This window comes from Butyricimonas faecihominis, from assembly GCF_033096445.1.
GTDB lineage: Bacteria > Bacteroidota > Bacteroidia > Bacteroidales > Marinifilaceae > Butyricimonas > Butyricimonas faecihominis.
This window is the reverse complement of the sequence record NZ_AP028155.1, coordinates 396,876-419,349: the sequence shown is the minus strand read 5'-3', so window position 1 is coordinate 419,349 and position 22,474 is coordinate 396,876. Positions and strand designations below refer to the sequence as shown.

At 45.6% G+C, this 22,474-nt stretch carries 24 protein-coding genes, 1 tRNA gene and 2 pseudogenes; 21 read left to right on the top strand and 6 right to left on the bottom strand.

From position 1 onward, the window contains the following. The first annotated feature begins 314 nt into the window (after positions 1–314). The 18 genes and pseudogenes from R8806_RS01710 to R8806_RS01625 all read left to right on the top strand — a co-directional run bounded on the left by R8806_RS01710 (position 315) and on the right by R8806_RS01625 (position 16,295). Positions 315–1,097, top strand: a complete 783-nt coding sequence (locus tag R8806_RS01710) for a ParA family protein (protein WP_124317540.1) — start codon at positions 315–317, stop codon at positions 1,095–1,097. Between the two features lies 1 nt (position 1,098). Next, the gene (locus tag R8806_RS01705; protein ID WP_124317541.1) at positions 1,099–1,500 is read left to right on the top strand and encodes a DUF3408 domain-containing protein; all 402 of its coding nucleotides are present in this window, start codon (positions 1,099–1,101) and stop codon (positions 1,498–1,500) included. Positions 1,501–1,502: 2 nt separating this feature from the next. Beyond that, entirely contained in the window at positions 1,503–2,165 is a 663-nt protein-coding gene (locus R8806_RS01700) for a hypothetical protein (RefSeq protein WP_124317542.1), read from the top strand. Positions 2,166–2,335: 170 nt separating this feature from the next. Beyond that, positions 2,336–2,632, top strand: coding sequence for a DUF4134 domain-containing protein (locus tag R8806_RS01695; RefSeq protein ID WP_004309970.1), 297 nt, complete (start codon positions 2,336–2,338; stop codon positions 2,630–2,632). Between the two features lie 10 nt (positions 2,633–2,642). After that, positions 2,643–2,978 (top strand): DUF4133 domain-containing protein, encoded by a 336-nt coding sequence (locus R8806_RS01690; RefSeq protein ID WP_010803765.1) that lies wholly within the window; start codon positions 2,643–2,645, stop codon positions 2,976–2,978. Further along, positions 2,975–5,488, top strand: a complete 2,514-nt coding sequence (locus tag R8806_RS01685; protein WP_124317525.1) for a TraG family conjugative transposon ATPase — start codon at positions 2,975–2,977, stop codon at positions 5,486–5,488. Before R8806_RS01690 ends, R8806_RS01685 begins: the two co-directional genes overlap by 4 nt. 11 nt (positions 5,489–5,499) lie before the next feature. Beyond that, entirely contained in the window at positions 5,500–6,126 is a 627-nt protein-coding gene (locus R8806_RS01680; RefSeq protein ID WP_124317524.1) for a DUF4141 domain-containing protein, read from the top strand. Positions 6,127–6,145: 19 nt separating this feature from the next. Then, complete coding sequence (traJ, locus tag R8806_RS01675) at positions 6,146–7,141, top strand: conjugative transposon protein TraJ (RefSeq protein WP_004326113.1); 996 nt, start codon at positions 6,146–6,148, stop codon at positions 7,139–7,141. A gap of 127 nt (positions 7,142–7,268) precedes the next feature. Then, positions 7,269–7,892, top strand: a complete 624-nt coding sequence (traK, locus tag R8806_RS01670) for a conjugative transposon protein TraK (protein ID WP_004309966.1) — start codon at positions 7,269–7,271, stop codon at positions 7,890–7,892. A 4-nt stretch (positions 7,893–7,896) separates the two neighbouring features. Further along, the gene (locus tag R8806_RS01665) at positions 7,897–8,193 is read left to right on the top strand and encodes a TraL conjugative transposon family protein (protein ID WP_124317523.1); all 297 of its coding nucleotides are present in this window, start codon (positions 7,897–7,899) and stop codon (positions 8,191–8,193) included. After that, on the top strand, positions 8,171–9,511 hold the full coding sequence (traM, locus tag R8806_RS01660) for a conjugative transposon protein TraM (protein WP_124317522.1): 1,341 nt from the start codon (positions 8,171–8,173) through the stop codon (positions 9,509–9,511). The genes R8806_RS01665 and traM overlap by 23 nt, the downstream gene beginning before the upstream one ends. Before the next feature lie 32 nt (positions 9,512–9,543). Then, positions 9,544–9,723 (top strand): annotated as a pseudogene (locus R8806_RS01655) (conjugative transposon protein TraN); the annotation flags it as partial. 562 nt (positions 9,724–10,285) lie between these two features. Beyond that, entirely contained in the window at positions 10,286–12,094 is a 1,809-nt protein-coding gene (gene ltrA, locus R8806_RS01650) for a group II intron reverse transcriptase/maturase (protein WP_004325446.1), read from the top strand. Then, positions 12,084–12,965 (top strand): conjugative transposon protein TraN, encoded by an 882-nt coding sequence (gene traN / locus R8806_RS01645; protein WP_124318154.1) that lies wholly within the window; start codon positions 12,084–12,086, stop codon positions 12,963–12,965. Before ltrA ends, traN begins: the two co-directional genes overlap by 11 nt. 3 nt (positions 12,966–12,968) lie before the next feature. Continuing rightward, a complete protein-coding gene (locus R8806_RS01640) occupies positions 12,969–13,550 on the top strand; it encodes a conjugal transfer protein TraO (protein WP_124318155.1) in 582 nt (193 codons plus the stop codon). Positions 13,551–13,563: 13 nt separating this feature from the next. Further along, on the top strand, positions 13,564–14,040 hold the full coding sequence (locus R8806_RS01635; protein WP_124318156.1) for a DUF3872 domain-containing protein: 477 nt from the start codon (positions 13,564–13,566) through the stop codon (positions 14,038–14,040). 53 nt (positions 14,041–14,093) lie between these two features. Continuing rightward, a complete protein-coding gene (locus tag R8806_RS01630) occupies positions 14,094–15,449 on the top strand; it encodes an AAA family ATPase (protein WP_317715754.1) in 1,356 nt (451 codons plus the stop codon). A 129-nt stretch (positions 15,450–15,578) separates the two neighbouring features. Further along, the gene (locus R8806_RS01625) at positions 15,579–16,295 is read left to right on the top strand and encodes a DUF4435 domain-containing protein (protein ID WP_221230293.1); all 717 of its coding nucleotides are present in this window, start codon (positions 15,579–15,581) and stop codon (positions 16,293–16,295) included. Positions 16,296–16,360: 65 nt separating this feature from the next. Here the strand turns inward: R8806_RS01625 and R8806_RS01620 are convergent. The 3 genes and pseudogenes from R8806_RS01620 to R8806_RS01610 form a co-directional block, all read right to left on the bottom strand. Next, positions 16,361–16,572 (bottom strand): annotated as a pseudogene (locus R8806_RS01620) (DUF3873 family protein). A 20-nt stretch (positions 16,573–16,592) separates the two neighbouring features. Further along, positions 16,593–16,805, bottom strand: a complete 213-nt coding sequence (locus R8806_RS01615; protein ID WP_124318429.1) for a hypothetical protein — start codon at positions 16,803–16,805, stop codon at positions 16,593–16,595. Between the two features lie 56 nt (positions 16,806–16,861). Further along, a complete protein-coding gene (locus tag R8806_RS01610; RefSeq protein WP_124318430.1) occupies positions 16,862–17,395 on the bottom strand; it encodes an antirestriction protein ArdA in 534 nt (177 codons plus the stop codon). Positions 17,396–17,815: 420 nt separating this feature from the next. Here R8806_RS01610 and R8806_RS01605 point away from each other — a divergent pair, with 420 nt between their 5' ends. After that, positions 17,816–18,061 carry a hypothetical protein gene (locus R8806_RS01605; RefSeq protein ID WP_164720060.1) on the top strand — a complete coding sequence of 82 codons (246 nt, stop codon included), beginning with the start codon at positions 17,816–17,818 and terminating at the stop codon, positions 18,059–18,061. Here the strand turns inward: R8806_RS01605 and R8806_RS01600 are convergent. The 3 genes from R8806_RS01600 to R8806_RS01590 form a co-directional block, all read right to left on the bottom strand. Beyond that, entirely contained in the window at positions 18,033–18,554 is a 522-nt protein-coding gene (locus R8806_RS01600; protein WP_124318318.1) for an ORF6N domain-containing protein, read from the bottom strand. The genes R8806_RS01605 and R8806_RS01600 overlap by 29 nt on opposite strands. A 23-nt stretch (positions 18,555–18,577) precedes the next feature. Next, the gene (locus R8806_RS01595) at positions 18,578–19,798 is read right to left on the bottom strand and encodes a site-specific integrase (protein WP_124318319.1); all 1,221 of its coding nucleotides are present in this window, start codon (positions 19,796–19,798) and stop codon (positions 18,578–18,580) included. Positions 19,799–20,069: 271 nt separating this feature from the next. Beyond that, a tRNA-Lys gene (locus R8806_RS01590) sits at positions 20,070–20,142 on the bottom strand. Between the two features lie 219 nt (positions 20,143–20,361). On the opposite strand from R8806_RS01590, the gene R8806_RS01585 reads away from it, so the two are divergent. Continuing rightward, positions 20,362–21,750, top strand: a complete 1,389-nt coding sequence (locus R8806_RS01585) for a S41 family peptidase (RefSeq protein WP_124317425.1) — start codon at positions 20,362–20,364, stop codon at positions 21,748–21,750. A 74-nt stretch (positions 21,751–21,824) separates the two neighbouring features. Next, on the top strand, positions 21,825–22,376 hold the full coding sequence (locus R8806_RS01580; protein ID WP_124317426.1) for a ComEA family DNA-binding protein: 552 nt from the start codon (positions 21,825–21,827) through the stop codon (positions 22,374–22,376). The last annotated feature ends 98 nt before the right edge of the window (positions 22,377–22,474 follow it).

The following is a 22,474-nucleotide window of genomic DNA, read 5'->3' as shown; positions in this document are numbered from 1 at the left end:
CAGCCCGGTTTTACACCTGCGCCCCCGGCGGTTCGTTACTCCGCTGCAAAGTAACGGTGATTTATAATGCTGTAAAATAGGCAGTTGGTGGACAAATCGGGACAGCGCAGGACAAATCGGGACAAGGTTTTCAGGGGACGTTTTTTCTCCCTTTTTTTGCATCGGATTTCAAGAAAGCATGATTGCAGGATTTCAATATTTCAAGAAAGAATGAAAGCAGGAAAACAAGATTGAAATAAAACAGTCTTTCAATATTTCAAGATTGAAACATGGAAAGAATGAATGATTGAAAGCAATAAATAAATCAACCAATAATGAACGAAAGCAATATGGAAAACGAGAAAACACCCCTGTATGTCGCCTTTTCCACCCAAAAGGGCGGGGTCGGCAAAACAACCTTTACCGTGCTGGCGGCGAGTTACCTCTACTATCTCAAAGGCTACGATGTGGCGGTGGTCGATTGCGACTACCCCCAACACTCCATTGCCGGGATGCGAAAGCGGGATGCCGAGCAGGTCGGGGCGGATGAAGATTACAAGCGCATGGCGTATGAACAGTTTACCCGGCTGGGGAAGAAAGCCTACCCGGTACTGTGCAGTTCGCCCGAAAAGGCGATTGCAACGGCTGACGAACATATAGCCGCCGGACACGTGCCGGATATTGTGTTTTTCGACCTGCCCGGCACGGTAAACAGCGAGGGCGTGATAAACTCCCTTGCGGGCATGGACTACATCTTCACCCCCATTTCAGCCGACAAGGTGGTGCTGGAAAGCAGCCTGTCGTTCGCAATGGCTATCCAAAAACTACTGGTGAAGAATGAAGCCTGCCGACTTGCCGGGCTGTACCTTTTTTGGAACATGGTGGACGGGCGGGAGAAAACAGACCTTTACACCGCCTACGACAAGACGATTAAGGAACTGGAACTGCCGCTGATGAAAACCTTTATCCCCGATACCAAACGCTACAAAAAGGAACTGGTAGCGGATAAAAAGGCGGTGTTCCGCTCCACGCTCTTTCCCGCCAGCCGCCTGCTGGTAAGGGGAAGCAACTTGGAAGAACTGATAACCGAAATAACGTACTACATCAAATTACAATGATATGGCAAAGCAAAGCGGCGGGATGCCGAAGATAGACGAGGATTTCATGAAAGAACTTATCTCGCAGGGCGTACCCAGTAAACAAGATAATAATAAGACGAATGATGTACCGCAAGAAACACAAACAGAAACGGTGCAAGTAGAGAAACCGACACCCCGCAAGCGCAAGGGCGGTTCGGGCGACTACCGGGAAACCTACTTTCAGAAAGTGGAACTGGCAGACCGACAGCCCTTGTACGTGAGCCGTTCCACGCACGAGAAGCTGATGCGTATCGTGACGGTGATAGGCGGGCGAAAGGTAACGGTAAGCAGCTACGTGGAAAACATTCTGCTGCGCCACTTCGAGCAGTACCAAGACGAGATAAACGCCTTGTATGAAAGCCACTTCCAAAAACCCTTTTAGCTATGGTAGCCTATTGCATATTAACCGGGCTTTTGGTGTACTACATCGCCCTGTGGCTGTGGTATCGCTACACGGACAGCCGGACATCACCGGGCAGAACGGATGATACGCCGCTTCCACGAAACGGGGTTTCAGGCTACACGCTGATAGGTGAAAGCCGATACAAGGGCGGACAAATCGGGACAGCGCAGGACAAATCGGGACACCTCCCGAAAGCGGCTGAAAATGATACTATTTTTGCGCCGCAGGCTGACGGACAGCCGGAAGAAAACATTTCGGAAGCAGCAGCCGAAGTGGAAGAAACGCCCGGTTACGAGAATGACGAACCCGACTACGAGGACGAGGAAATAGCCGGGTACATGGACGGTGACGATGATACCGGGCGGGCTACGGGCGTGAGCTTTGACGAACTGGGCAAAGCGGTACGCACGGCGAACGCCGACAACCCCACCGAAGCGGAACAGCGGCAAGCCGCCGGGACACTGGCAAGCATTGAGGGGACGAACCTCTACGATGCGGTGGTGGAGAACATCAATGGCGGGCTGGCAAAGGTGGCGGAACTGCTGGGACGCAACGAAGCGGAACTGGCTACGGCTGCCGTCCCTGCCGAAGTAGGTAATACAAGCAAGGAACACGAAGCGTTCGACATGAACGATTTCCTATAATATAATAATGTATAAATCTGACAGCATGAAGCAACGTGATTACGGTTGATTGGCAACCTGAAAACCAAACAGACAAACGGGACTATCCCCGACCACTAAAATTTCAAATTATTCACCAGCCGGGTAAGGCGGACTTCCCACCCGCCGCCCGGCATTAAAAACAAATCACAATGAGAAAGAAAATCTTTTTGTCGGCGGCTATCCTTGCCGCTGCGGTAAGTGCCTACGCACAGGGCAACGGGCAGGCGGGCATCACCGAAGCCACGAACCTAATCACAGGGTATTTCGACCCCGGAACAAAACTGGTGTACGCAATCGGGGCGGTCTGCGGCTTGATTGGCGGGGTAAAAGTATATAACAAGTTTTCGAGCGGCGACCCCGACACCTCAAAGACCGCCGCCAGTTGGTTCGGGGCGTGCATCTTCCTGATTGTCGCCGCCACTATCCTGCGGTCGTTCTTCCTCTAAACCAGCGGCTATGTCTGAATATCCGGTAAACAGGGGTATCGGGAAGCCGGTGGAGTTCAAGGGGCTGAAAAGCCAGTACCTCTTTATCTTTTGCGGCGGCTTGCTTGCCGTCTTCGTGGTGTTCATCGTCCTGTTCATGGCGGGCGTGAACCAGTGGCTATGTATCGGTTTCATTGTGTCGGCTTCGCTGCTGCTCGTGTGGCAGACGTTCCGGCTCAACGCACGGTACGGCACGCACGGGCTGATGAAAGCAGCCGCACGCAAAAGACACCCACGCTTCATTATCAGCCGAAAGGCGATACCCCGGCTGTTCAACTACAAAAGAAGAAAGGAAGAAAGAACATGAGGAATACATTAAAGGCTACCACGCTGGAGAGGAAATTTCCACTTTTGGCGGTGGAGAACGGTTGCATCATTTCAAAGGATGCCGACATAACGGTGGCTTTCAGGGTGGAACTGCCCGAACTGTTCACCGTCACCAGTGCCGAGTACGAAGCCATACACTCGGCATGGTACAAGGCAATCAAGGTGCTGCCAGACTACTCCATAGTACACAAGCAGGACTTCTTCATCAAGAAGAACTACCAGCCCGACACCGAAAGGGACGAGCTTAGTTTTTTAAGCCGCTCCTTTGAACGGCACTTCAATGAACGCCCGTTCCTGAACCATTACTGCTACCTGTTTCTGACAAAGACGACAAGGGAGAGAAGCCGCCGACAGAGCGACTTCTCCACCCTCTGCCGGGGCAGGATTCTCCCTCGGGAGATAGCCGACAAGGAAGCGGCGGCAAAGTTCATCGAAGCGGTCGGGCAGTTTGAAAGGATTATGAACGACAGCGGGTTTGTCACCCTTACCCGGCTGGCGGCATCGGAAATCACCGGGCAGGACGGAAAGGCGGGCATCATCGAGAAATACTTCTCGCTCTCGCAGACAGATACCACCTGCCTGAAAGACATCGGGCTGTACCCGGAAGAAATGCGTGTCGGGGACGACATACTGTGCCTGCACACGCTCTCGGACGTGGAAAATTTGCCCGGAAAGGTCGGGACGGACTGCCGATTTGAGAAGCTGTCCACAGACCGGAGCGACTGCCGACTGTCATTCGCCGCCCCGGTGGGCGTGCTGTTGTCGTGTAACCACATCTATAACCAGTTCATCTTCATAGACGACCACGCCGAAAACCTGAAGAACTTCGAGCAGACCGCCCGGAATATGCAATCGCTCTCCCGTTACTCCCGTGCCAACCAAGTGAACAAGGAGTGGATAGACGAGTACCTGAACGAAGCCCACAGCAAGGGGCTTATCTCGGTGCGTTGCCACTGCAACGTCATGGCATGGAGTGACGACAGGGACGAACTCAAACGCATACGCAACGATGTGGGAAGCCAGCTTGCACTAATGGAGTGCAAACCACGCCACAACACCACCGACACGCCCACGCTCTTTTGGGCGGGCATACCCGGCAACGAGGCGGACTTCCCCGCAGAGGAAAGTTTCTACACGTTCTTGGGGCAGGCTCTCTGCCTGTTCGTGGAAGAAACGAACTACAAGAGTTCGCTTTCGCCGTTCGGTATCAAAATGGTGGACAGGGTAAGCGGTCGCCCGCTGCACATCGACATATCGGATTTGCCCATGAAGAAAGGCATCACCACCAACCGCAACAAGTTCATACTTGGGCCGAGCGGTAGCGGGAAGTCTTTCTTCACCAACCACATGGTGCGCCAGTATTACGAGCAGGGCGCGCACGTGCTATTAGTAGATACGGGTAACAGTTACTTGGGGCTGTCCCAGCTAATCCACAACCGCACGCACGGCGAGGACGGGATTTATTTCACCTACACCAACGAGAACCCGATAGCGTTCAACCCGTTCTATGTCGAGGACGGGGTATTTGACATAGAGAAGAAAGAGAGTATAAAAACCCTTATACTCACCCTGTGGAAGCGGGACGATGAAGCCCCCAAGCGGTCGGAAGAAGTGGCGTTGTCAAATGCGGTAAGTGCCTATATCGAACGTATCACGGGCGACAGGTCGGTAACGCCCTGCTTCAACACGTTCTACGAGTTTGTCCGGGATGATTACCGCCGACAACTTGAACAGAAGAACGTCAGGGAAAAGGATTTTGACATAGATAACTTCCTGAACGTGCTTGAACCGTACTATCGTGGCGGTGAGTACGACTACCTGCTGAACTCCGACAAGGAACTGGATTTGCTGCATAAACGCTTCATTGTCTTTGAATTGGACAACATCAAAGACCACAAGATTTTGTTCCCGATAACGACTATCATCATCATGGAAGCCTTTATAAATAAGATGCGCAAATTAAAGGGAATAAGGAAGTTAATACTAATCGAGGAAGCGTGGAAAGCGATTGCGTCAGCGAACATGGCGGACTACATAAAATATTTGTACAAAACCGTCCGAAAGTATTTCGGGGAAGCGATTGTGGTAACGCAGGAAGTGGAAGATATTATTTCCTCGCCCATAGTGAAAGAGAGTATCATCAACAACTCGGACTGCAAAATCCTGTTAGACCAGCGAAAATATCTCAACAAGTTTGACAGCATACAAAACCTGCTCGGACTGACCGACAAGGAGCGTTCGCAGATATTGTCTATCAACATGGCGAACCACCCCGGACGGAAGTACAAGGAAGTTTTCTTCTCGCTGGGCGGCACGCAGTCGGCGGTGTACGCCACAGAAGTTTCGTTGGAAGAATATTACACGTTCACGACAGAGGAAAGCGAAAAAATGGAACTGTTCGCCCTCGCCGAGAAGCTGGGCGGCAACCTTGAACTGGCTATCAAGCGGCTTGCGGAAAGCAAACGCAATCCCCAATCATCAACAACTTAAAAATCAGGAACATGAAGAAAACAATTCTCCTTATGGCGGTATGCCTTTGCTTCATCGGCAAGGCATCCGCCCAATGGGTGGTGTCAGACCCCGGCAACTTGGCACAGGGTATCATCAACACCACCAAGCAGATAGTGCAGACTTCCACCACAGCCAAGAACACGCTGGACGGCTTCATGGAAGCGCAGAAGATTTTCCAGCAGGGTAAAAAATATTACGATGCGCTCAAAGCGGTGCATGACGTGGTTAAGGGCGGTGTCAAGGTGAAGAAGTCCATTGAACTGGTGGCGGAAATATCCGAAATCTACGTGCGCAATTTCCAAAGTATGCTGGCAGACCCGAATTTCACGCCTGACGAACTGTCGGCAATCTCGTTCGGCTATGCCAAACTGATGTCGGAAAGCTCGGACGTGTTGCAGGACTTGAAGAATGTAGTGAACATCACGGGTATGTCACTGACGGATGCCGAACGGCTGGCTATTATTGATAATGCCTACCGAAATCTATTGAATTACCGCAACCTCGTGAACTACTACACCCGCAAGAACATATCCGTGTCCTACCTGCGGGCAAAGAAGAAGAACGACACCGACCGGGTGCTGGCTCTCTACGGCTCGGCGGATGAACGCTACTGGTAACATATAAATCGGTATGCCTATGTTATTAGCAGCAGTGGATTTTGACAACCTGCACCAAGTGTTGCGAGTTTTGTACGATGAAATGATGCCCTTGTGCAGCAACATGACGGGGGTAGCGAAAGGGATAGCCGGGCTGGGTGCGCTGTTCTATGTAGCCGCCAAAGTGTGGCAGTCGCTCGCACGTGCCGAACCCATAGACGTGTACCCGCTCCTGCGCCCCTTTGCGCTGGGGCTGTGCATCATGTTCTTTCCCACGTTCGTGCTGGGGACTATCAACACGGTGCTGTCGCCAGTGGTGAAAGGGTGCAACCAGCTTATGGAAACGCAGACTTTCGACATGAACGAGTACCGGGCGCAGAAAGACCGACTGGAATATGAAGCCCTGATGCGAAGCCCCGAAACGGCTTACCTCGCATCGGACGAGGAATTTGACAGGCAACTGGAAGAACTGGGCTGGTCGCCCTCCGACATGGTGACTATGACGGGTATGTACATGGACAGGGCGGCGTACAATATCAAGAAGTCCGTCCGGGACTGGTTCAGGGAACTGTTGGAAATGCTCTTTCAGGCGGCGGGGCTGATTATAGACACGCTGCGCACGTTCTTCCTGATTGTGCTTTCGATACTGGGTCCGCTGGCGTTTGCGATTTCCGTCTATGACGGTTTCCAAAGCACGCTGACCCAGTGGATTTCACGCTATATCTCCATTTACCTGTGGTTGCCCGTGTCCGACCTGTTCAGCAGCGTGCTGGCACGCATACAAACGCTGATGCTCCAAAAGGACATTCAGGAACTTTCAGACCCGAATTTCATTCCTGACGGAAGCAGCACCGTGTATGTAATCTTTATGATTATAGGTATCGTGGGCTACTTCACCATTCCTACGGTGGCAAGCTGGATTGTGTCGGCTGGCGGCACGTCTGCCTATAACCGCAACGTGGCACGGGCGGGGTCAATCGCCGGGGCTGCGGTCGGTGCTGCAAGCGGGAAAGTAACCGGGAAACTACTCAAATAAGACGGTTTCCACTCGGTAGCTACCTTGACCGTCACTTGGTAGCTACTTTGACAACCTCTTGGTAGCTGCCTTGACAAAGGGGCTGCAATAGAAAGATTTTAGAAACATTATTAGAACATACAAGAAAATGGAATTTAAATCATTAACGAACATCGAAACGAGTTTCCGGCAAATCCGGCTCTTTGCGCTGGTATTCATCTGCCTGTGCGCACTGGTGACGGGCTTTGCCGTGTGGAACTCGTACAGCTTCGCCGAAAAGCAACGGCAGAAGATTTACGTCCTCGACAACGGGAAAAGCCTGATGCTGGCACTCTCGCAGGACATGGCACAGAACAGACCCGTGGAAGCCAAATCGCACGTGCGGCGTTTCCACGAGCTTTTCTTCACGCTCTCGCCCGACAAGGGGGCTATCGAAAGCAACATCAAACGCTCGCTGTTCCTCGCCGACAAGACCGCTTTCAATTATTACAAGGACTTGGCGGAAAAGGGCTACTACAACCGGGTGATTTCCGGAAACGTCACGCAGACGGTGGAGATTGACAGCGTGAAGTGCGACTTCGACCAGTACCCCTACAAGGTGAACACGTATGCCCGCCAGTTGATTGTCCGGGAAAGCAGCCTGACGGTGCGCAGCCTTGTGACCTCGTGCCGGTTGCTCAACGCCACACGGAGCGACAACAACCCGCACGGCTTCATCATCGAAGCGTTCACCATTACCGAGAACAAGGATTTGCAAACCGTCAAGAGATAGCCTTATGGAGAGAAAACGAAATTACATCGAAAAGGTACAGGACTGGGCGGACGACCGCCTGCGCCGGATGTGCGGACGGATTACGCCGGGCAAAAGGCTGGCGGTTATCCTCGTGATGTTCCTATTTTTCGGCGGCTTGTCTATCTACATCACCGTTTCATCAATCTACAATATCGGGAAACAGGACGGCAGGCGGCTGCAAATAGAACATATCAAACAACTGCCATTGCAGGGCAATGACACAATCAACAGTATCAACCCCTTAAACAGACCGGAATATGGAAGAAGTACAGAAGAATGAGAACGGCACGACCGTACCGCAGACGGACGGGAAGCCTGAAAAGGAAAAGAAGCCCAAACGGGAACTTACCCCGCAGCAGGTACAGCAGCGCAGGAAAATGATAGTCTTCCCGCTGATGTTCCTTGCCTTTGCCGGGTGTATGTACCTGATATTCGCCCCCTCCGGCAAAGAGGACGTGAATGTGGAGAGCGTGGGCGGCTTCAACGCCGACATACCCCTGCCCGCAGAGGACGGGATTATAGCCGACAAGCAAAAGGCTTACGAGCAGGCGATGATAAGTCGCAAACAGCAGGACAAGATACAATCCTTGCAGGACTTCGGTTTCACGGGGGACGATGAAACGGAAGAACCGCAAGCGGAAATCGACCTGATGCCGGAAGAAGAACCGAAGTCCCAAAGGGGCGGCGGTGCTTCTTATTCGGCAAACGCTTACCGGGACATCAACCGCCAGTTAAGCACGTTCTACGAAACCCCGGCGGTGGACGAGGAAAAAGAGGACTTGAAGCGGCAGGTGGCGGAACTGACCGACAGACTGCAACAACAGCAGAACGCCACGCCTACGGCTGACGACCAAATGGCACTCTTGGAAAAATCCTACGAACTGGCGGCAAAATACATGAATGACGGCGGGCAGAACAGAGAAAGGGGGCAGATTGCCCAAATACCGACAGCCGGGCAGAACGGCGGCGGTATCGGCACTCCGGCTATCCCGGTACAGGCAATCCGGGAAACGACTGTATCGGGGTTGCAGCAGCCCATGAGCAATGCCGACTTCATCCGGGCTTACAGCCAGCCACGAAACTACGGCTTCAACACGGCGGTAGGCACGGGTTACGCTATGGGCAGGAACACGATAGCCGCCTGCATCCACCAAGACCAAACCCTGACGGACGGACAGGCGGTGAAACTCCGGCTGCTTGAACCCATGCAGGCGGGAAACATAGTCGTGCCGAAGAATACCCTTGTGGCGGGGACGGCAAAAGTGCAGGGCGAACGGCTCGACATACTGGTGTCCTCGATTGAGTACGCTGGCAACATCATCCCGGTGGAACTCGCAGTGTTCGACACGGACGGGCAAAAGGGGCTTTCCGTCCCGTCCTCTATGGAGCAGGAAGCGTTCAACGAAGCAATGGCGAATATCGGAAGCGGGCTGGGAACAAGCATTTCCTTTGCCCAAAGTGCCGGGCAGCAGGTGGCTATGGACGTGACAAGGGGATTGCTGCAAGGAACGTCCGGCTACCTCGCCAAGAAGTTCCGAACCGTGAAAGTGAAGCTGAAAGCAGGCTATAAAGTCATGCTGTATGCCAAACAACAATAACCATTTTATCAACCACTAAATTTCAATTAACGATGAAACAGATTTTTGTAATGTTCGCCCTCTTGCTGGGCGTGTGTGCGGCAAACGCACAGGAAACCGACACCGTGAAGTATGCGGCTGGCAACGACTTGTACCGGGGGATTACCCGGAAACTCCCGTACCGCCAAATGGTTACGCCCTATGGCATGGAAGTGACCTTTGCCAAGACGGTGTGCGCCCATAAGGGTGAGTAATAAATATCTCCTTTGCAAGAGATTAGGTTAGAGTTCAAATGAGACCTACCACCATCCGACTTATCCGGAGGGGAAACCCAAAAGGGAGCATAGCATGTCGGAAAAGTCATAAGTCAGCCAGTTGCCAAGCTGCGACTGAATGGCAAGGTGGAAAGACAAATATAAGGATGAAGCCCGAATTGGTTAAACGACAGTCCTGTTGCACCTTAGCGAGCAATGACGGAAGGCAACTACAAACGTCATGTCGTAGTTCTCTGACGGAGTACCGTTACGTTCAGAGCAAAAGAACTAACTACGAAACAACCGCAATAAGCGGATTAATGGACGGAAATCGCATCCGACAATTTGTCAAGCAAATAGTTATTACTTATCTAAATGGGGATTGCCTAAATCAGAACGCCGCAAGGCTATGGAGAATAGCTCCTGAATATCTGACATGGCAACGGAGTTCCCATAGTAGTCTGAGCAAGGGAAAGCCTTGTACATGGCAAAGGGGAACAGTTGGATTACTTTAATATAATCAAAAGATAATGTGAGAGACATGAGAAATCCAGAGACAATATTAAACAATTTAGTGAAACATAGTTCTGTTTCAAGTTATAAGTATGAACGGCTGTATCGGATTCTATTCAATGAAGATATGTTCTCTGTCGCGTACCAACGCATATATGCCAAACAAGGTAATATGACACCCGGTACAGATGGAAAAACTGTCGACCAAATGAGCATTCAACGAATAGAAAAACTTATTGAGAGTCTCAAAACAGAGGCTTATCAGCCTAAACCAGCAAGAAGAGTGTACATTCCAAAAAAGAATGGAAAAGAAAGACCTTTGGGTATTCCTTCTTTTGAGGATAAATTAGTACAGGAAGTTATCCGAATGATACTGGAAGCCATATATGAGGAACACTTTGAATATACCTCACATGGCTTTCGTCCACATCGGAGCTGCCATACCGCTCTCACACAAGTTCAAGAAAAGTTCACAGGCGTTAAGTGGTTTATCGAAGGAGATATAAAAGGATTCTTCGACAACATCAACCACGACATTCTTGTGGATATTCTAAAAGAGCGTATAAGCGACGAGCGTTTCTTGCGCTTAATTAGAAAATTTCTGAAAGCTGGATATATTGAACGATGGCGATTCCAAAACACGTATAGTGGAACACCTCAAGGTGGTATTATCAGTCCCATACTGGCTAATATCTATCTTGACAGATTCGACAAATACATCAAGGAATATGCTGAAAAATTCAATAAAGGTGAAAGAAGACGAATAAGTTTGGAATACCGTAGACTCAATAACAAGAAAACAAGACTTGCAAAGAGGCTGAAATCAATAACGGATGAATCCGTGAGGGATAAAATGATAGCAGAGATAAAAGAAACGTTGGCACAAACCTTCGCAACAACCTGTCAAGAACCAATGGATACAGAATACAGACGAATCCAGTACGTTAGATACGCTGATGATTTCTTAATTGGAATTATCGGAAGTAAAACCGAGTGCATTACAATCAAGGCGGACATTGCCAAATTCATGGCAGAAAAGCTAAGATTGGAACTTTCAGAGGAAAAGACCCTGATAACAAACGCACACGATAAAGCTAAATTCTTAGGGTACGAAATATTTGTCCGTGACTGTAGCTTTAGGCATAAGGATAGAAAAGGTGTGATAAGACGCTTCGGAAAAGGTTCAGTCATGCTGCATGTAAACATGGATACAGCAAAAAACAAGCTTTTGGAATATGATGCTTTAAGGATGTCCCAAGAACGGAAAAAGACGGTTTGGAAACCCAAACCACGTGCCTTTATGATTGGAAAGAAGGTTGAAGACATAGTAGCTCAATATAATACCGAAATAAGAGGATTCTATAACTATTATGCCATTGCCAATAATATCTCCGACATTGGGAACTCATTCGGATACATAATGGAATACAGTATGTATAAAACGATTGCCCAGAAGCTAAATCTGACAATGGTACAAGCTAAACTTAAATTTCTGCGTGATAAGAAGTTTATTGTGCCCTTTAAAGATGCCAAAGGTGCAACCAAATACAGAATATTCTATGATGGAGGCTTCAAAAGAAAAACTGCTTACAGGAATAGTCTTGTAGATATTATTCCCAACACATGGCACATTTCGAAACCTAGCCTTATGGAAAGGCTAAAAGAAGGTGTTTGTGAGCTATGTGGGTCAAACGGTAATATCACTATGCATCATGTGCGTAATCTTCGCCAACTTAAAGGAGATACGCCATGGAATGCAAAATTGATAAAACAAAACCGTAAGACATTAGCCGTTTGCGAATCTTGTAATTATAAAATTCAGACCAATGAACACTAAGTTGAGTGAATCCAATGGAGAGCCGTGTACATGGAGACATGTAAGCACGGTTCGGGGGCAGGCTCTTGAAAACCTACCGTCGAAAGACGGCAAGGCATTGAGTGCCGAGCCTACGCATATCATCTTCCCCGCCGCCGTCCGCTACGTGGATTTGGGAAGCAACCACATCATAGCGGGCAAGGCGGACGGTGCGGAGAACGTAATCCGGGTGAAAGCCACGACAGAGGGCTTTCCGGGCGAAACGAACTTCTCCGTTATCTGCGAGGACGGAAGTTTCTTTTCATTCAACGCCAAGTACGCCCGTGAACCGGAAATGCTCAATATCGAAATGAAAGACTTCTTGGAGAATGAAGATACGTCCGACTTCTCACATACCCGCATGAACATCTATTTCCGGGAACTGGGTAATGAAAGCCCGCTGCTGGTGAAGCTGATAATGCGGAGCATCTACAAGAACAACGACCGGAAAGTGCGCCACTTGGGTAGCAAGCGTTTCGGCATACAGTTCTTAATCAAGGGGATTTACACCTATAATGGGATGCTCTATGTACACACGCAGACAAAGAACAGTTCCAACGTGCCTTTCGATACAGACTTCATCAAGTTTAAGATAGTCGATAAGAAAGTGCCGAAGCGCACGGCTATTCAGGAAACGGTGCTGGATGCGGTACGCAGCTACAACGAGGTGATAGAGATTGCCGGGAAATCGACCGTGCGCACGGTGTACGCCCTGCCGAAGTTCACCATTCCTGACGACAAGCTGCTGTTGGTGGAACTCTACGAGAAGAACGGCGGGCGGCATCAGGTTATCCGGGTGGAAAACGCCGACATCGTGAACGCAGAAGTGATTAACGAACTCAAAATCAAATAGGGAATGAAGAAACATATCTTTATAATGATGCTCTTTGCGCTGTGCCTGCATTTCAACCAGGCACACGCACAAAGATACCTGCCGGGCATGAAAGGCTTGCAGGTCACGGCGGGCATGGCGGACGGGGTGCATTGGAACTCCGACACGGATTTCGCCTACCATATCGGGGCGGCGTACAGCGTTTACACCAAGAACGCCAACCGCTGGGTGATTGGCGGGGAATACTTGCACAAGAAGTATGACTACAAGGATATGCAGATACCCGTAGAACAGTTCACCGCAGAGGGCGGCTACTACCTGAAATTCCTATCGGACAGGCGAAAGACCTTTTTCCTGTCGCTGGGACTGTCGGCACTCGCCGGGTATGAAACAAGCAACCGAAGCGAAAAGCTGCTGCCGGACGGCTCTACGCTGCTGGATAAGGACTGCTTCATTTACGGCGGTGCGCTGACGCTGGAACTGGAAGCCTACCTGACTGACCGGATAGCCTTGCTTGTCAGCGCAAGGGAACGGGCGTTGTTCGGCTCGGACATAGGCAAATTCCACTCGCAGGTATCTTTGGGACTGAAATTCATTATCAACTGACCGCTATATAACAATGTATATGAAGAATGTAATGTATAAAATCATCATGGGCTGCTACATCGTGGCCGCCCTTGTGCTTGTCACCGCCTGTAATGACAACTTGGATATTCAGCAGGCGTACCCGTTCAGCATCGAAACTCTGCCAGTACTCAAAAGGCTGAAAGTCGGGGAAACAGCCGAAATACGCTGCCGACTGGTGCGTGGCGGCTATTACCAGCCGACTACCTATCAGATACGGTATTTCCAGCCGGACGGCAAAGGGAAGCTGGAAATGGATAACGGTACGGTGTTCCTGCCCAATGACCTATACCCGCTGGAGAAAGAAACGTTCCAGCTCTACTACACTTCGGCATCGACCGACCAGCAGACAATTGATATTTATGTGATTGACAGCTTCGGGCAGGTGCAGCAACTTTCGCTATCGTTTAATAATGCTAATAACGAAGAAAAGCAAATTTTGGGGATGAGTGTGTTAATAAAAACTCGATAAAATATTGTCAAGTGTTTATTAATAGCTATCTTTGCTGATAAAAACAATTGCATATGAAAAAAGAAATAGCCCAAGTTGCAGTCGAACATATTTCTGTTGAAGAGTTATTTGGAGTATATTCGTATAAATTGCCAAATACATCTGAAAAAGGAATAGAAAAGCTATTAATTATTTACGGAGATAATGGAACTGGTAAAACAACAATACTAAAATTGTTCTTTTATTTACTATCAACTAGAGATAAAAGTGGCTATAAAACAAAAATAGCGGAAACTCGATTTAAAAAATTCGTTGTACAACTTAAAAATGGCATAGAGATTGGCGCAAAACGTGAATGTTCCACATGTGGAACATTCACATATTACATTGCAAAAAACAATGAAATTTTAAAATCGATTGAGCTTAAAGCAGATTCTGACAACTCAATTCAATTAGATGCTGGTTCTAAAGAGGATATTATATATCAAGAAATACTGAATTATATAAGGAATTTGAATATTACAACATTTTATCTTTCTGATGATAGGAAAGTTTTAAATAGTATTACATCTAAAAATGCAAATCTACATAATTCACCAAGATTTTTTATCAATGAATCAGACATTATTTTTTCTAAAGGATTAGAAAGAAATGAAATAAAAAAAATATTAAACGAAAGAAGATTAGATTTAGAAGCGACTCTTGAGCGTTTAATTGATTGGATAAGAAATCGAGTAATTACAGGCTCTCGAATGGGCGAAAAGAATTCTCAAGGGGTTTTTTCTGATATAATCAAAAATTACATAAAGCTATCAGAGGCTGATTCTATCATTAAAGATAAAATTAGTCTTACTAAGGAATTAGATGAATTAGAAAAAAGAATTCCGAAATTTGTTGAATATGGATTGATTGAAAAATTTGACACAAATGCTATAAAAAAATATCTTAAAAAAGCTGAAACGAGTGAACAAGAAAGGTTTCTTGGAACAATAATTTCTCCTTTCTTGGAAAGTATAAATGCTAAATTACAGGCTTTGGAACCTGTTTGTGAATCAATAGAGATGTTTATACGTACTATAAATGATTATTTTACAAATAAAACTATTGAATTTCATCTATCAACAGGCTTTTCATTAAAACGAACGTTTGATAATGAACCTATTAATTTTAATTGGATTTCAAGTGGCGAGAAACAGTTGCTTCTATTGTTGGTTAATACTATTACATCAGCTGACGATGCGACTATTTTTATAATTGATGAACCCGAAATTTCATTAAACATTAAATGGCAAAGAAAATTGATAAAAACATTATTGGCACTAAGCCATGAGAATAACACTCAATTTATTTTTGCAACACATTCTTTTGAAATATTGTCAACTTATAGAAATAGTGTGTCTAAATTGGAAAATATGTATGTTAGATATTAAGAGAAATATAGATGAGATTATAGCCATATATACTTTAGAAAAAGATATAGTTGATATATATATGTTGAAGGAATTACAGATAAACTGATAATCGAAAATTATTTTGAATACGTTAAATGTGATAAATCTGTGAAGGAAGTTAATGATATAGATTTCTTAAGTGTGAAAGAGCAGTTTATGGATTTGGATTTAAAATCCAATAAGAATAAACTCATTGCACTATCTATATTGTTAACTCAAAACAATATAAGTTTAAATGTTAAATGCTTAATAGATAGGGATTTTGATGGGATATTAACAGAAATTCAAAATGACCCGCATATACTATATACGGATTATTCTTGTATGGAATCGTATTTATGCAGCATAAATCACATTGGGAAAATACTCAAACTGGGAATAAGAAACTTTCCTCATAATACAGAACTGGTGATAAAGGAAGTATCTAAAGTTGCATATATCTTTTTTATCGTACGGTTAATAAATGAACATTTCCAATTCAAATGTTCATATCCAAAAGTAGAAAGTAGCTTACAAGTTGACAAAAAGACTGGAATTTGTAATATCTCTATAGATAATTATCTTAATAATTTTATTGCTATAAATAAATTATTCAAATACAAAACTGAAATATTAGATTTCTTAAAAGAAATAACGAATAAATTACCTGCAGATATGAGATTTAATATGAATGGACACGATTTTGTGTGTATATTATTCCATTACATCAATAAGATAAAAAATACTGTAAATTATAAGTATGAAAATTTTGAAAGAACATTCTATTTATCTATCCAGCCTAATCATCTTGACGAGTATGAATTATTCAAAAAAATAACAACTTAATATAGAGCAATTTTTAAGTAAGGCGTACTGCGAATTTGTTGTAGCATAAGTTAGAGAACCTAATCTCAATTAGAGATGTTATTTCTCTGTTCTTTTTCACTAGCACTTGTCATGCCTTCGGTGGCTTCGTCCTGTGTTTTAGCCATTACGTTGAAAAATTTGCTATCCGTGTAACTGTATTAATCCATTCCTTGAGAACCTTTAAACAGCATTCTGTGATTTTTTCTTCTCCCGGTGTTTGGGTAATGCTTACCCCGTTTTTGTTAAGTGACTGCATGATGTTCTATTTTTTTATGGTTATAATATCAGCAAGAAAAGCAACGACAGGAAAAGCAGAGCCACGCCCAGCGCATAAAGGGCTGAAAGGCAGACACGGAACAGGAAACAGGCGGCACGAAATACGATATACGCCGTTATCGCCGTGCCTGCTCCGGCTACGCTGGTGAACCGCCATGCAAGGCAGAGCAGGAACACCCGCCAAAGGATTTTATAAATGCTTTTCCGTTTCATCGCTTGGTCGTTTTTAGCGGGCAGGGCTTTGACACCCCGCCCGGATTGGTATTTGATTATGCCGCTCGGAACACAAAACCGTCTTCAAACCAGTAATCGCACATAAACAGGTCACGGGCGAACTTTTCATAATCGAAATAGGTCTTTGCGAACTCCGGCAGGTTGTAGCATTCCTCTATGATTTCATAGGCGAAATCTTCTTCATCGTCATATTCCCCCTGATACTCGTCCCGGAAATCACGTACAAGGTCGTCCGCATCTTCCTCGTTCAAATCATGGCTTTTGTAGTTGCACCACACGAAAAAGGCTTCCTGCTCGGTGTCGTCCAAATCCTCTACCGTATCACGCAGAGAAAAGAAGTTTTCAGAAATCCAGCTTTCGCCGATTAAGCCCTCCGGCACGTTCTCCCAGTCTTGAAACATATATTCCGCATCTTCCTCGTCTTTGTGCAGTTCCCGACAGGCTTCGTAAAATTCTTCCTTGTCCGAATAGTCCGACAGGTCGAGCCATGCGCCGAACAATGAACCGTTGTTATACTTGCCGTAAGTGCCTACATAAACTTTTGCTTCCGATAATACCTTTGCTTCCATATTGCTGTAATTTTTTAAGTTTTTAATTTTATGCGGATTCGAGAGGTGAGGGAGCCCAAAGTTTCACTGAACTTTTTTCCTGTTTCCTGTAAATCCGACTTTTTTTTTTATGCGTCTTCCGGTCGGGTCGGTCGTTTTCGTTTCACATAGGCTGGTTGGTGAAGGGGTCTTGCTATGCAAATTTTTCCGACAAAAATTTTTTCCGACCAACGGGAAGCTGGAACAATTTTTTTCGATGAAACCCAATTTGCAGAGCCAAAAGCCCCCGTAGCTACCTTTGCCTATTGAAATGATAAAAACGACTGTCCCGGCTGGGGGACTGCATAATGAGGAAGATTTACAGATAGGGAAACAGGGGAAAAGTGCTTGTTCCCTTTCGTCTTTTAGGGAACACTCCATGCGGGCGGGAAAGGCAAGGGTATGGCAAGTTCACCTTGCGGTACGCTTGTGCGGGTTTCCAACGGCTCTTTTCACGAAAATCAGTCAGCCATGCCACGCACGGCTGGCGTTTCGGGGAATGTGCAAGTGGAAAAGGGAATAAAAAATGCGGGTAGTCGATGGACTGCCCGCAAGGTGAAAGAGTGTACTTTGTTGGGATATAGCTTGTTAGGTGAAAATTCGTTACCGAAATCGTTACCTATTCGTTCTTGTCACGGTTATAGGTAACAAAACCTACCGGACGGCGTTCTTTCTGTTGCTTCGACTGGCTTAGAAGCCGGGTAAGGGCTTGATATAGCTCGTTGAACTGTGCATCGGTGCTTACCTCCAGTTCTTCAATGCGCCTTAACAGTTCCTCGTAGCCGATTACCATTTGGCGCATGAGGACGAAAGCTCGCATGATTGAAATGTTTACTTCTATGGCTACTTTGGAACGGAGAACCGAAGAAAGCATGGCTACGCCCTGCTCGGTGAAAGCCATAGGCGGGGTGGGCGTGTGACGGATGTTGTCAGGGAACTTATCACAATTTGTGATAAGTCCCAACCACTCGTCTTTACTCAATTCAAACATAAAATCACCGGGGAAGCGGTCTATATTACGTTTGACCGCCTGTTTCAAGGCTCGTGTTTCTACTTGGTAGAGTTCCGCCAAATGCAAGTCAAGCATCACCCGGCAACCCCGTACTTCAAAAATCTTGTTTTGGATAATCTGTAAGTCCATAATTATTATTTTTAAGTTAGTATTTATATGACTGATATTTTTCTGTTATTTAGCTTGTTAGCTAAAATATCCATATCTTCGCTAAGTTTAGTATCTATGATTTTTGCATAGATTTGGGTGGTTCTTATGTTGGTGTGTCCCAACATTTTGGAAACGCTTTCAATGGGTACGCCATAACTTATGCTAAGGGTCGCAAAGCTGTGTCGGGCAACGTGGAACGTGATTTTCTTATTTATTCCACAAACAGTTGCAATCTCTTTCAAGTAATCATTCATCTTCTGATTACTGATAACTGGCAACAGTTTACCATTGGGCAGTTTCCCGTCATATTTCTGTAAAATGGATTTGGGTATATCCAATAATCGAATATTGGACGTTACGCTTGTCTTATGTCTTTTCTTGATTATCCACAGATTACCGTCAAAGGACAATCTTATATTTTCAGGGGTTAGTTCGCAGACATCAACATAAGACAGTCCAGTGTAGCAACTGAAAATAAATATATCACGAACTTGCTCCAGTCGTTTGCTGGCGAATGTCTTTTGATATATCCGGTCTAATTCTGCTTGTTCAAGAAAATCCCTTTCCACATATTCAAATTTCAGCTTATATGCCCCGAAAGGATTAAAAGTAATTAGTCCCAAGTTGTGGGCAAACAGAACAATAGTTCTGAAACGCTGTATAAACTTCATGGCTGTATTGTGGGTACACGGATAATTCTCCCGGATAAATAGGTAGAAGCCCTCGATAAACACGACATTTATTTCCCGAAAGGTAATATCCTCCACATTATATTTATTGTGGATATATTCGGCAAGGCGATTTTTGGTAAGTTCATAACGGGTATATGTCTTTTGTGTGGCTGTTTTCCCTACTTTCAGCGCATATTGTTCATTATGCTGGGAAAATACCTGTAAGAGAGTTTTTGCTTTTTCCTCTTTACCTAAGAACACATTGCGTACTTTCTCTGCGGTTACATAGCTGTCCCGTTCTAAAATGGTCTGATAGTGTCTGTGCAAGGTAGCCTTGATGCTATCTAGCATTTCATTCATGCGGGTAAATTCCGCTCCTCTGCCATTTACCTTTCCGGTTTTGGCAGACCAGTTTTTAGGATTGACTTCAAGTTTAGTGTTGAATTGGGCTAATTTCCCGTCAATGGTAATACGTGCCATGATTGGCATATTACCGTTCTTTTTCACCTTGTCCCGTTTCAGGAAGAACAATACTCGGAATGTTGATTTCATACCTCATTTTTTAAGTTACAAAACTACTTTTATTAACTCATAATGAGATAAATGCAGGGTCGCCAAATCTCGACAACATTTCGCCATTTTCCGACAAATCGTACCCCTTTTTGAAGAATTTTGTCGGGGGTACGAATAAGGCACTAATTTTTGTCTGTCAGTGACCTTTTCGTGGCGGTCAAGGTAGCCAAAAGACAATAAAAAAAGTCCCACAAAATATTGATTTTGTAGGACTTGTCTTTTTCTTGTCGCCTTTTGGCTTTTCTTTCAGTGATCCAGCTGGGACTCGAACCCAGGACCCCAACATTAAAAGTGTTGTGCTCTACCGGCTGAGCTACTGAATCCTTCAATTGTGTTTCTCAATTGCGGTTGCAAAGGTATATCTTTTTGTTTCTCTCACAAATTTATTTCGATTTTTTTTCACGCATTTTTTTCATGAAAAGAGTAAAAACTTCATTATGATTTAATTGAGTCTCCCGTTTCCTCGCCATAAATTCGGACAAAAGATAGGAATTGTCGATATATTTTACTTATTTTACCAAACAATCACAAAAAAATCATTCATGAATACATCAAAAATTCTATTTTCTTTATTCCTTGTGCTATCTCTTTTAGTTTCCTGTGAGAAAGATAACAATCACTCGGAAGACGATGAATTAGCCACACGGATGAATCAATTCATTCAGAGCAATTTATCTACATTCTACTTGTGGTATGACGAAATACCGAACATTAAACCGGAATCAAAAAAAGACCCGAAAGAATATTTCAAGGTCCTCCTTTCCTCCAAAGACAAATGGTCCCTGATCACTGATGATGCCAACGGACTTCTGGAAGAAATGGCTGGAACAGGGGAAACTTATGGCTACGGGCTTGCTTACGGGCGATTCAAGGACAGTGACAAATGTTTTGCCATCGTCCAATACGTTTATCCCGGTTCTCCGGCTGCCGAAAAACTGAAACGAGGAGACATTATCGTAGAATTGAACTCGCAAAGCTTTACAGAAAGCGACCTCAGCAAACTTACCAATCCCGGGACCCTCCACTTGGGAATGGGAAAACAAGAAGGGGATGCCATAGCTCCTTCGGGAAAGACCGTCACCATCACTTCCCGGAAAATGGATGCAGACCCCGTTCTTATAACCAAACTCTTCGAACGGGGAAACCACAAAATCGGCTACCTCATGTACACCAATTTCACGAAAACATTCAACACCAGTATTGTAAAAGCCTTCAACGAATTTAAGGAAGCCGGGATTACCGATCTTGTACTCGACCTCAGGTACAATCACGGAGGCGACGATGACGCCTCCACATTCCTATGCAGCGCGATTGTTCCCAAAGAAAAAGCCGTGGTAGGTACACTTCTCTCCAAAGAAACATGGAATTCGCCCTGCCAAGAAATATTTGAAAGTGACTCCCAATACGAAAACTTACTTAACAGGTTTTTCGTGGAAACCAATTGCAATCTGGATTTACCTTCCCAGAAAGTATATATCTTAACCTCTGGCGAGACTGTTTCAGCCTCCGAGTACACGATTGCCTGCCTTAAAGCATTTATGGATGTCGAACTCGTGGGAACAAAGACTTACGGAAAATACGTCACCATGTACGCTTTCTCCCCGCAATATGAAGAAAATGGGAAATTAGTGGCAGATAAAGAACTGGCCAACTGGTTAATATTTCCGGTATGCTCCCGATTCACCAATATCGACGGGTATCCCAACTCCTTGGAAGGCATGACACCCCAACACGAGGTTAAAGAGGATCTTTTCAACGGCATTCAACTTGGCGATGAAAACGAACCCTTACTGGCAGAGGCCTTAGCCCTCATTTCCGGAACACGGCGAATGCAAGTAAAAGGCAGAAGCATTGAAACATCCCCTGTATTTAACATGCTCCCAAAATCATTCAATGACATCAAAAGCAACCGGATAATTCACGTAAAATAATCAAGTCAACATAGCAACTATTTAGTAAAATATTCATAACTTGCGATGGTGTTTATACAGCTAATATCACAACCATGTTTATCAGAAAATCGGAGAAAAAAGGAATCATAACATTGGGCATTCTTACTATGGCATTATTCGTGCTACCACGAACCATTCACAAGAGTGAATGCCCGGTCTTCCTAATTCCCTATTCCCGACTTTCTGATACGACACAAACCGTCTCCCCAAAACCTCTTGTAATCGAACTCAATTCCGCCGACAGCACGGCATTGGTCAGTATCCGGGGCATTGGCCCATACTACGCCAGCAAAATCCTGCGTTACCGGGAACAACTGGGCGGTTTTCACGCCACCCGTCAACTCAAAGAAATGAAATTTCAATACCTGAATAATATAGATTCATTACTTCCCCATTTCTCCGTGAACCCCGCGCTGATCCGGAAAAAGGAACTGGACACCATGAGTTTTAAATCCGTTCTACATCATCCCTATCTAGTGTACGAAGATGTTCAACTCATCTTCAACGCCAAACGGAAATACGGCAAAATCAACTACTCTATCCTAGAATCCCAAAAAGTTTTACCATTATTTAAACTCAAAAAAATAAAACCTTACTTCAAATAATTTTGTATAACTTTGTATAGAACAATACATGATAGCTTGTCGTAAATAATTTACAACACTGTCATTTACAACGCAAACAACACACATAACTTATAGCG

Excerpts from the sequence above, each read along its gene's own strand:
- ltrA (WP_004325446.1), top strand. The coding sequence starts at position 10,286 with ATGAGAAATCCAGAGACAATATTAAACAATTTAGTGAAACATAGTTCT.
- R8806_RS01630 (WP_317715754.1), top strand. The coding sequence starts at position 14,094 with ATGAAAAAAGAAATAGCCCAAGTTGCAGTCGAACATATTTCTGTTGAA.
- R8806_RS01680 (WP_124317524.1), top strand. The coding sequence starts at position 5,500 with ATGAAGAAAACAATTCTCCTTATGGCGGTATGCCTTTGCTTCATCGGC.
- R8806_RS01700 (WP_124317542.1), top strand. The coding sequence starts at position 1,503 with ATGGTAGCCTATTGCATATTAACCGGGCTTTTGGTGTACTACATCGCC.
- R8806_RS01585 (WP_124317425.1), top strand. The coding sequence starts at position 20,362 with ATGAATACATCAAAAATTCTATTTTCTTTATTCCTTGTGCTATCTCTT.
- R8806_RS01600 (WP_124318318.1), bottom strand. The coding sequence starts at position 18,554 with ATGGACTTACAGATTATCCAAAACAAGATTTTTGAAGTACGGGGTTGC.
- R8806_RS01685 (WP_124317525.1), top strand. The coding sequence starts at position 2,975 with ATGAGGAATACATTAAAGGCTACCACGCTGGAGAGGAAATTTCCACTT.
- traK (WP_004309966.1), top strand. The coding sequence starts at position 7,269 with ATGGAATTTAAATCATTAACGAACATCGAAACGAGTTTCCGGCAAATC.
- R8806_RS01615 (WP_124318429.1), bottom strand. The coding sequence starts at position 16,805 with ATGAAACGGAAAAGCATTTATAAAATCCTTTGGCGGGTGTTCCTGCTC.
- R8806_RS01710 (WP_124317540.1), top strand. The coding sequence starts at position 315 with ATGAACGAAAGCAATATGGAAAACGAGAAAACACCCCTGTATGTCGCC.
- R8806_RS01640 (WP_124318155.1), top strand. The coding sequence starts at position 12,969 with ATGAAGAAACATATCTTTATAATGATGCTCTTTGCGCTGTGCCTGCAT.
- traN (WP_124318154.1), top strand. The coding sequence starts at position 12,084 with ATGAACACTAAGTTGAGTGAATCCAATGGAGAGCCGTGTACATGGAGA.
- R8806_RS01690 (WP_010803765.1), top strand. The coding sequence starts at position 2,643 with ATGTCTGAATATCCGGTAAACAGGGGTATCGGGAAGCCGGTGGAGTTC.
- R8806_RS01605 (WP_164720060.1), top strand. The coding sequence starts at position 17,816 with ATGGCAAGTTCACCTTGCGGTACGCTTGTGCGGGTTTCCAACGGCTCT.
- R8806_RS01695 (WP_004309970.1), top strand. The coding sequence starts at position 2,336 with ATGAGAAAGAAAATCTTTTTGTCGGCGGCTATCCTTGCCGCTGCGGTA.
- R8806_RS01705 (WP_124317541.1), top strand. The coding sequence starts at position 1,099 with ATGGCAAAGCAAAGCGGCGGGATGCCGAAGATAGACGAGGATTTCATG.
- R8806_RS01595 (WP_124318319.1), bottom strand. The coding sequence starts at position 19,798 with ATGAAATCAACATTCCGAGTATTGTTCTTCCTGAAACGGGACAAGGTG.
- traJ (WP_004326113.1), top strand. The coding sequence starts at position 6,146 with ATGTTATTAGCAGCAGTGGATTTTGACAACCTGCACCAAGTGTTGCGA.
- R8806_RS01580 (WP_124317426.1), top strand. The coding sequence starts at position 21,825 with ATGTTTATCAGAAAATCGGAGAAAAAAGGAATCATAACATTGGGCATT.
- R8806_RS01665 (WP_124317523.1), top strand. The coding sequence starts at position 7,897 with ATGGAGAGAAAACGAAATTACATCGAAAAGGTACAGGACTGGGCGGAC.
- traM (WP_124317522.1), top strand. The coding sequence starts at position 8,171 with ATGGAAGAAGTACAGAAGAATGAGAACGGCACGACCGTACCGCAGACG.
- R8806_RS01610 (WP_124318430.1), bottom strand. The coding sequence starts at position 17,395 with ATGGAAGCAAAGGTATTATCGGAAGCAAAAGTTTATGTAGGCACTTAC.
- R8806_RS01635 (WP_124318156.1), top strand. The coding sequence starts at position 13,564 with ATGTATATGAAGAATGTAATGTATAAAATCATCATGGGCTGCTACATC.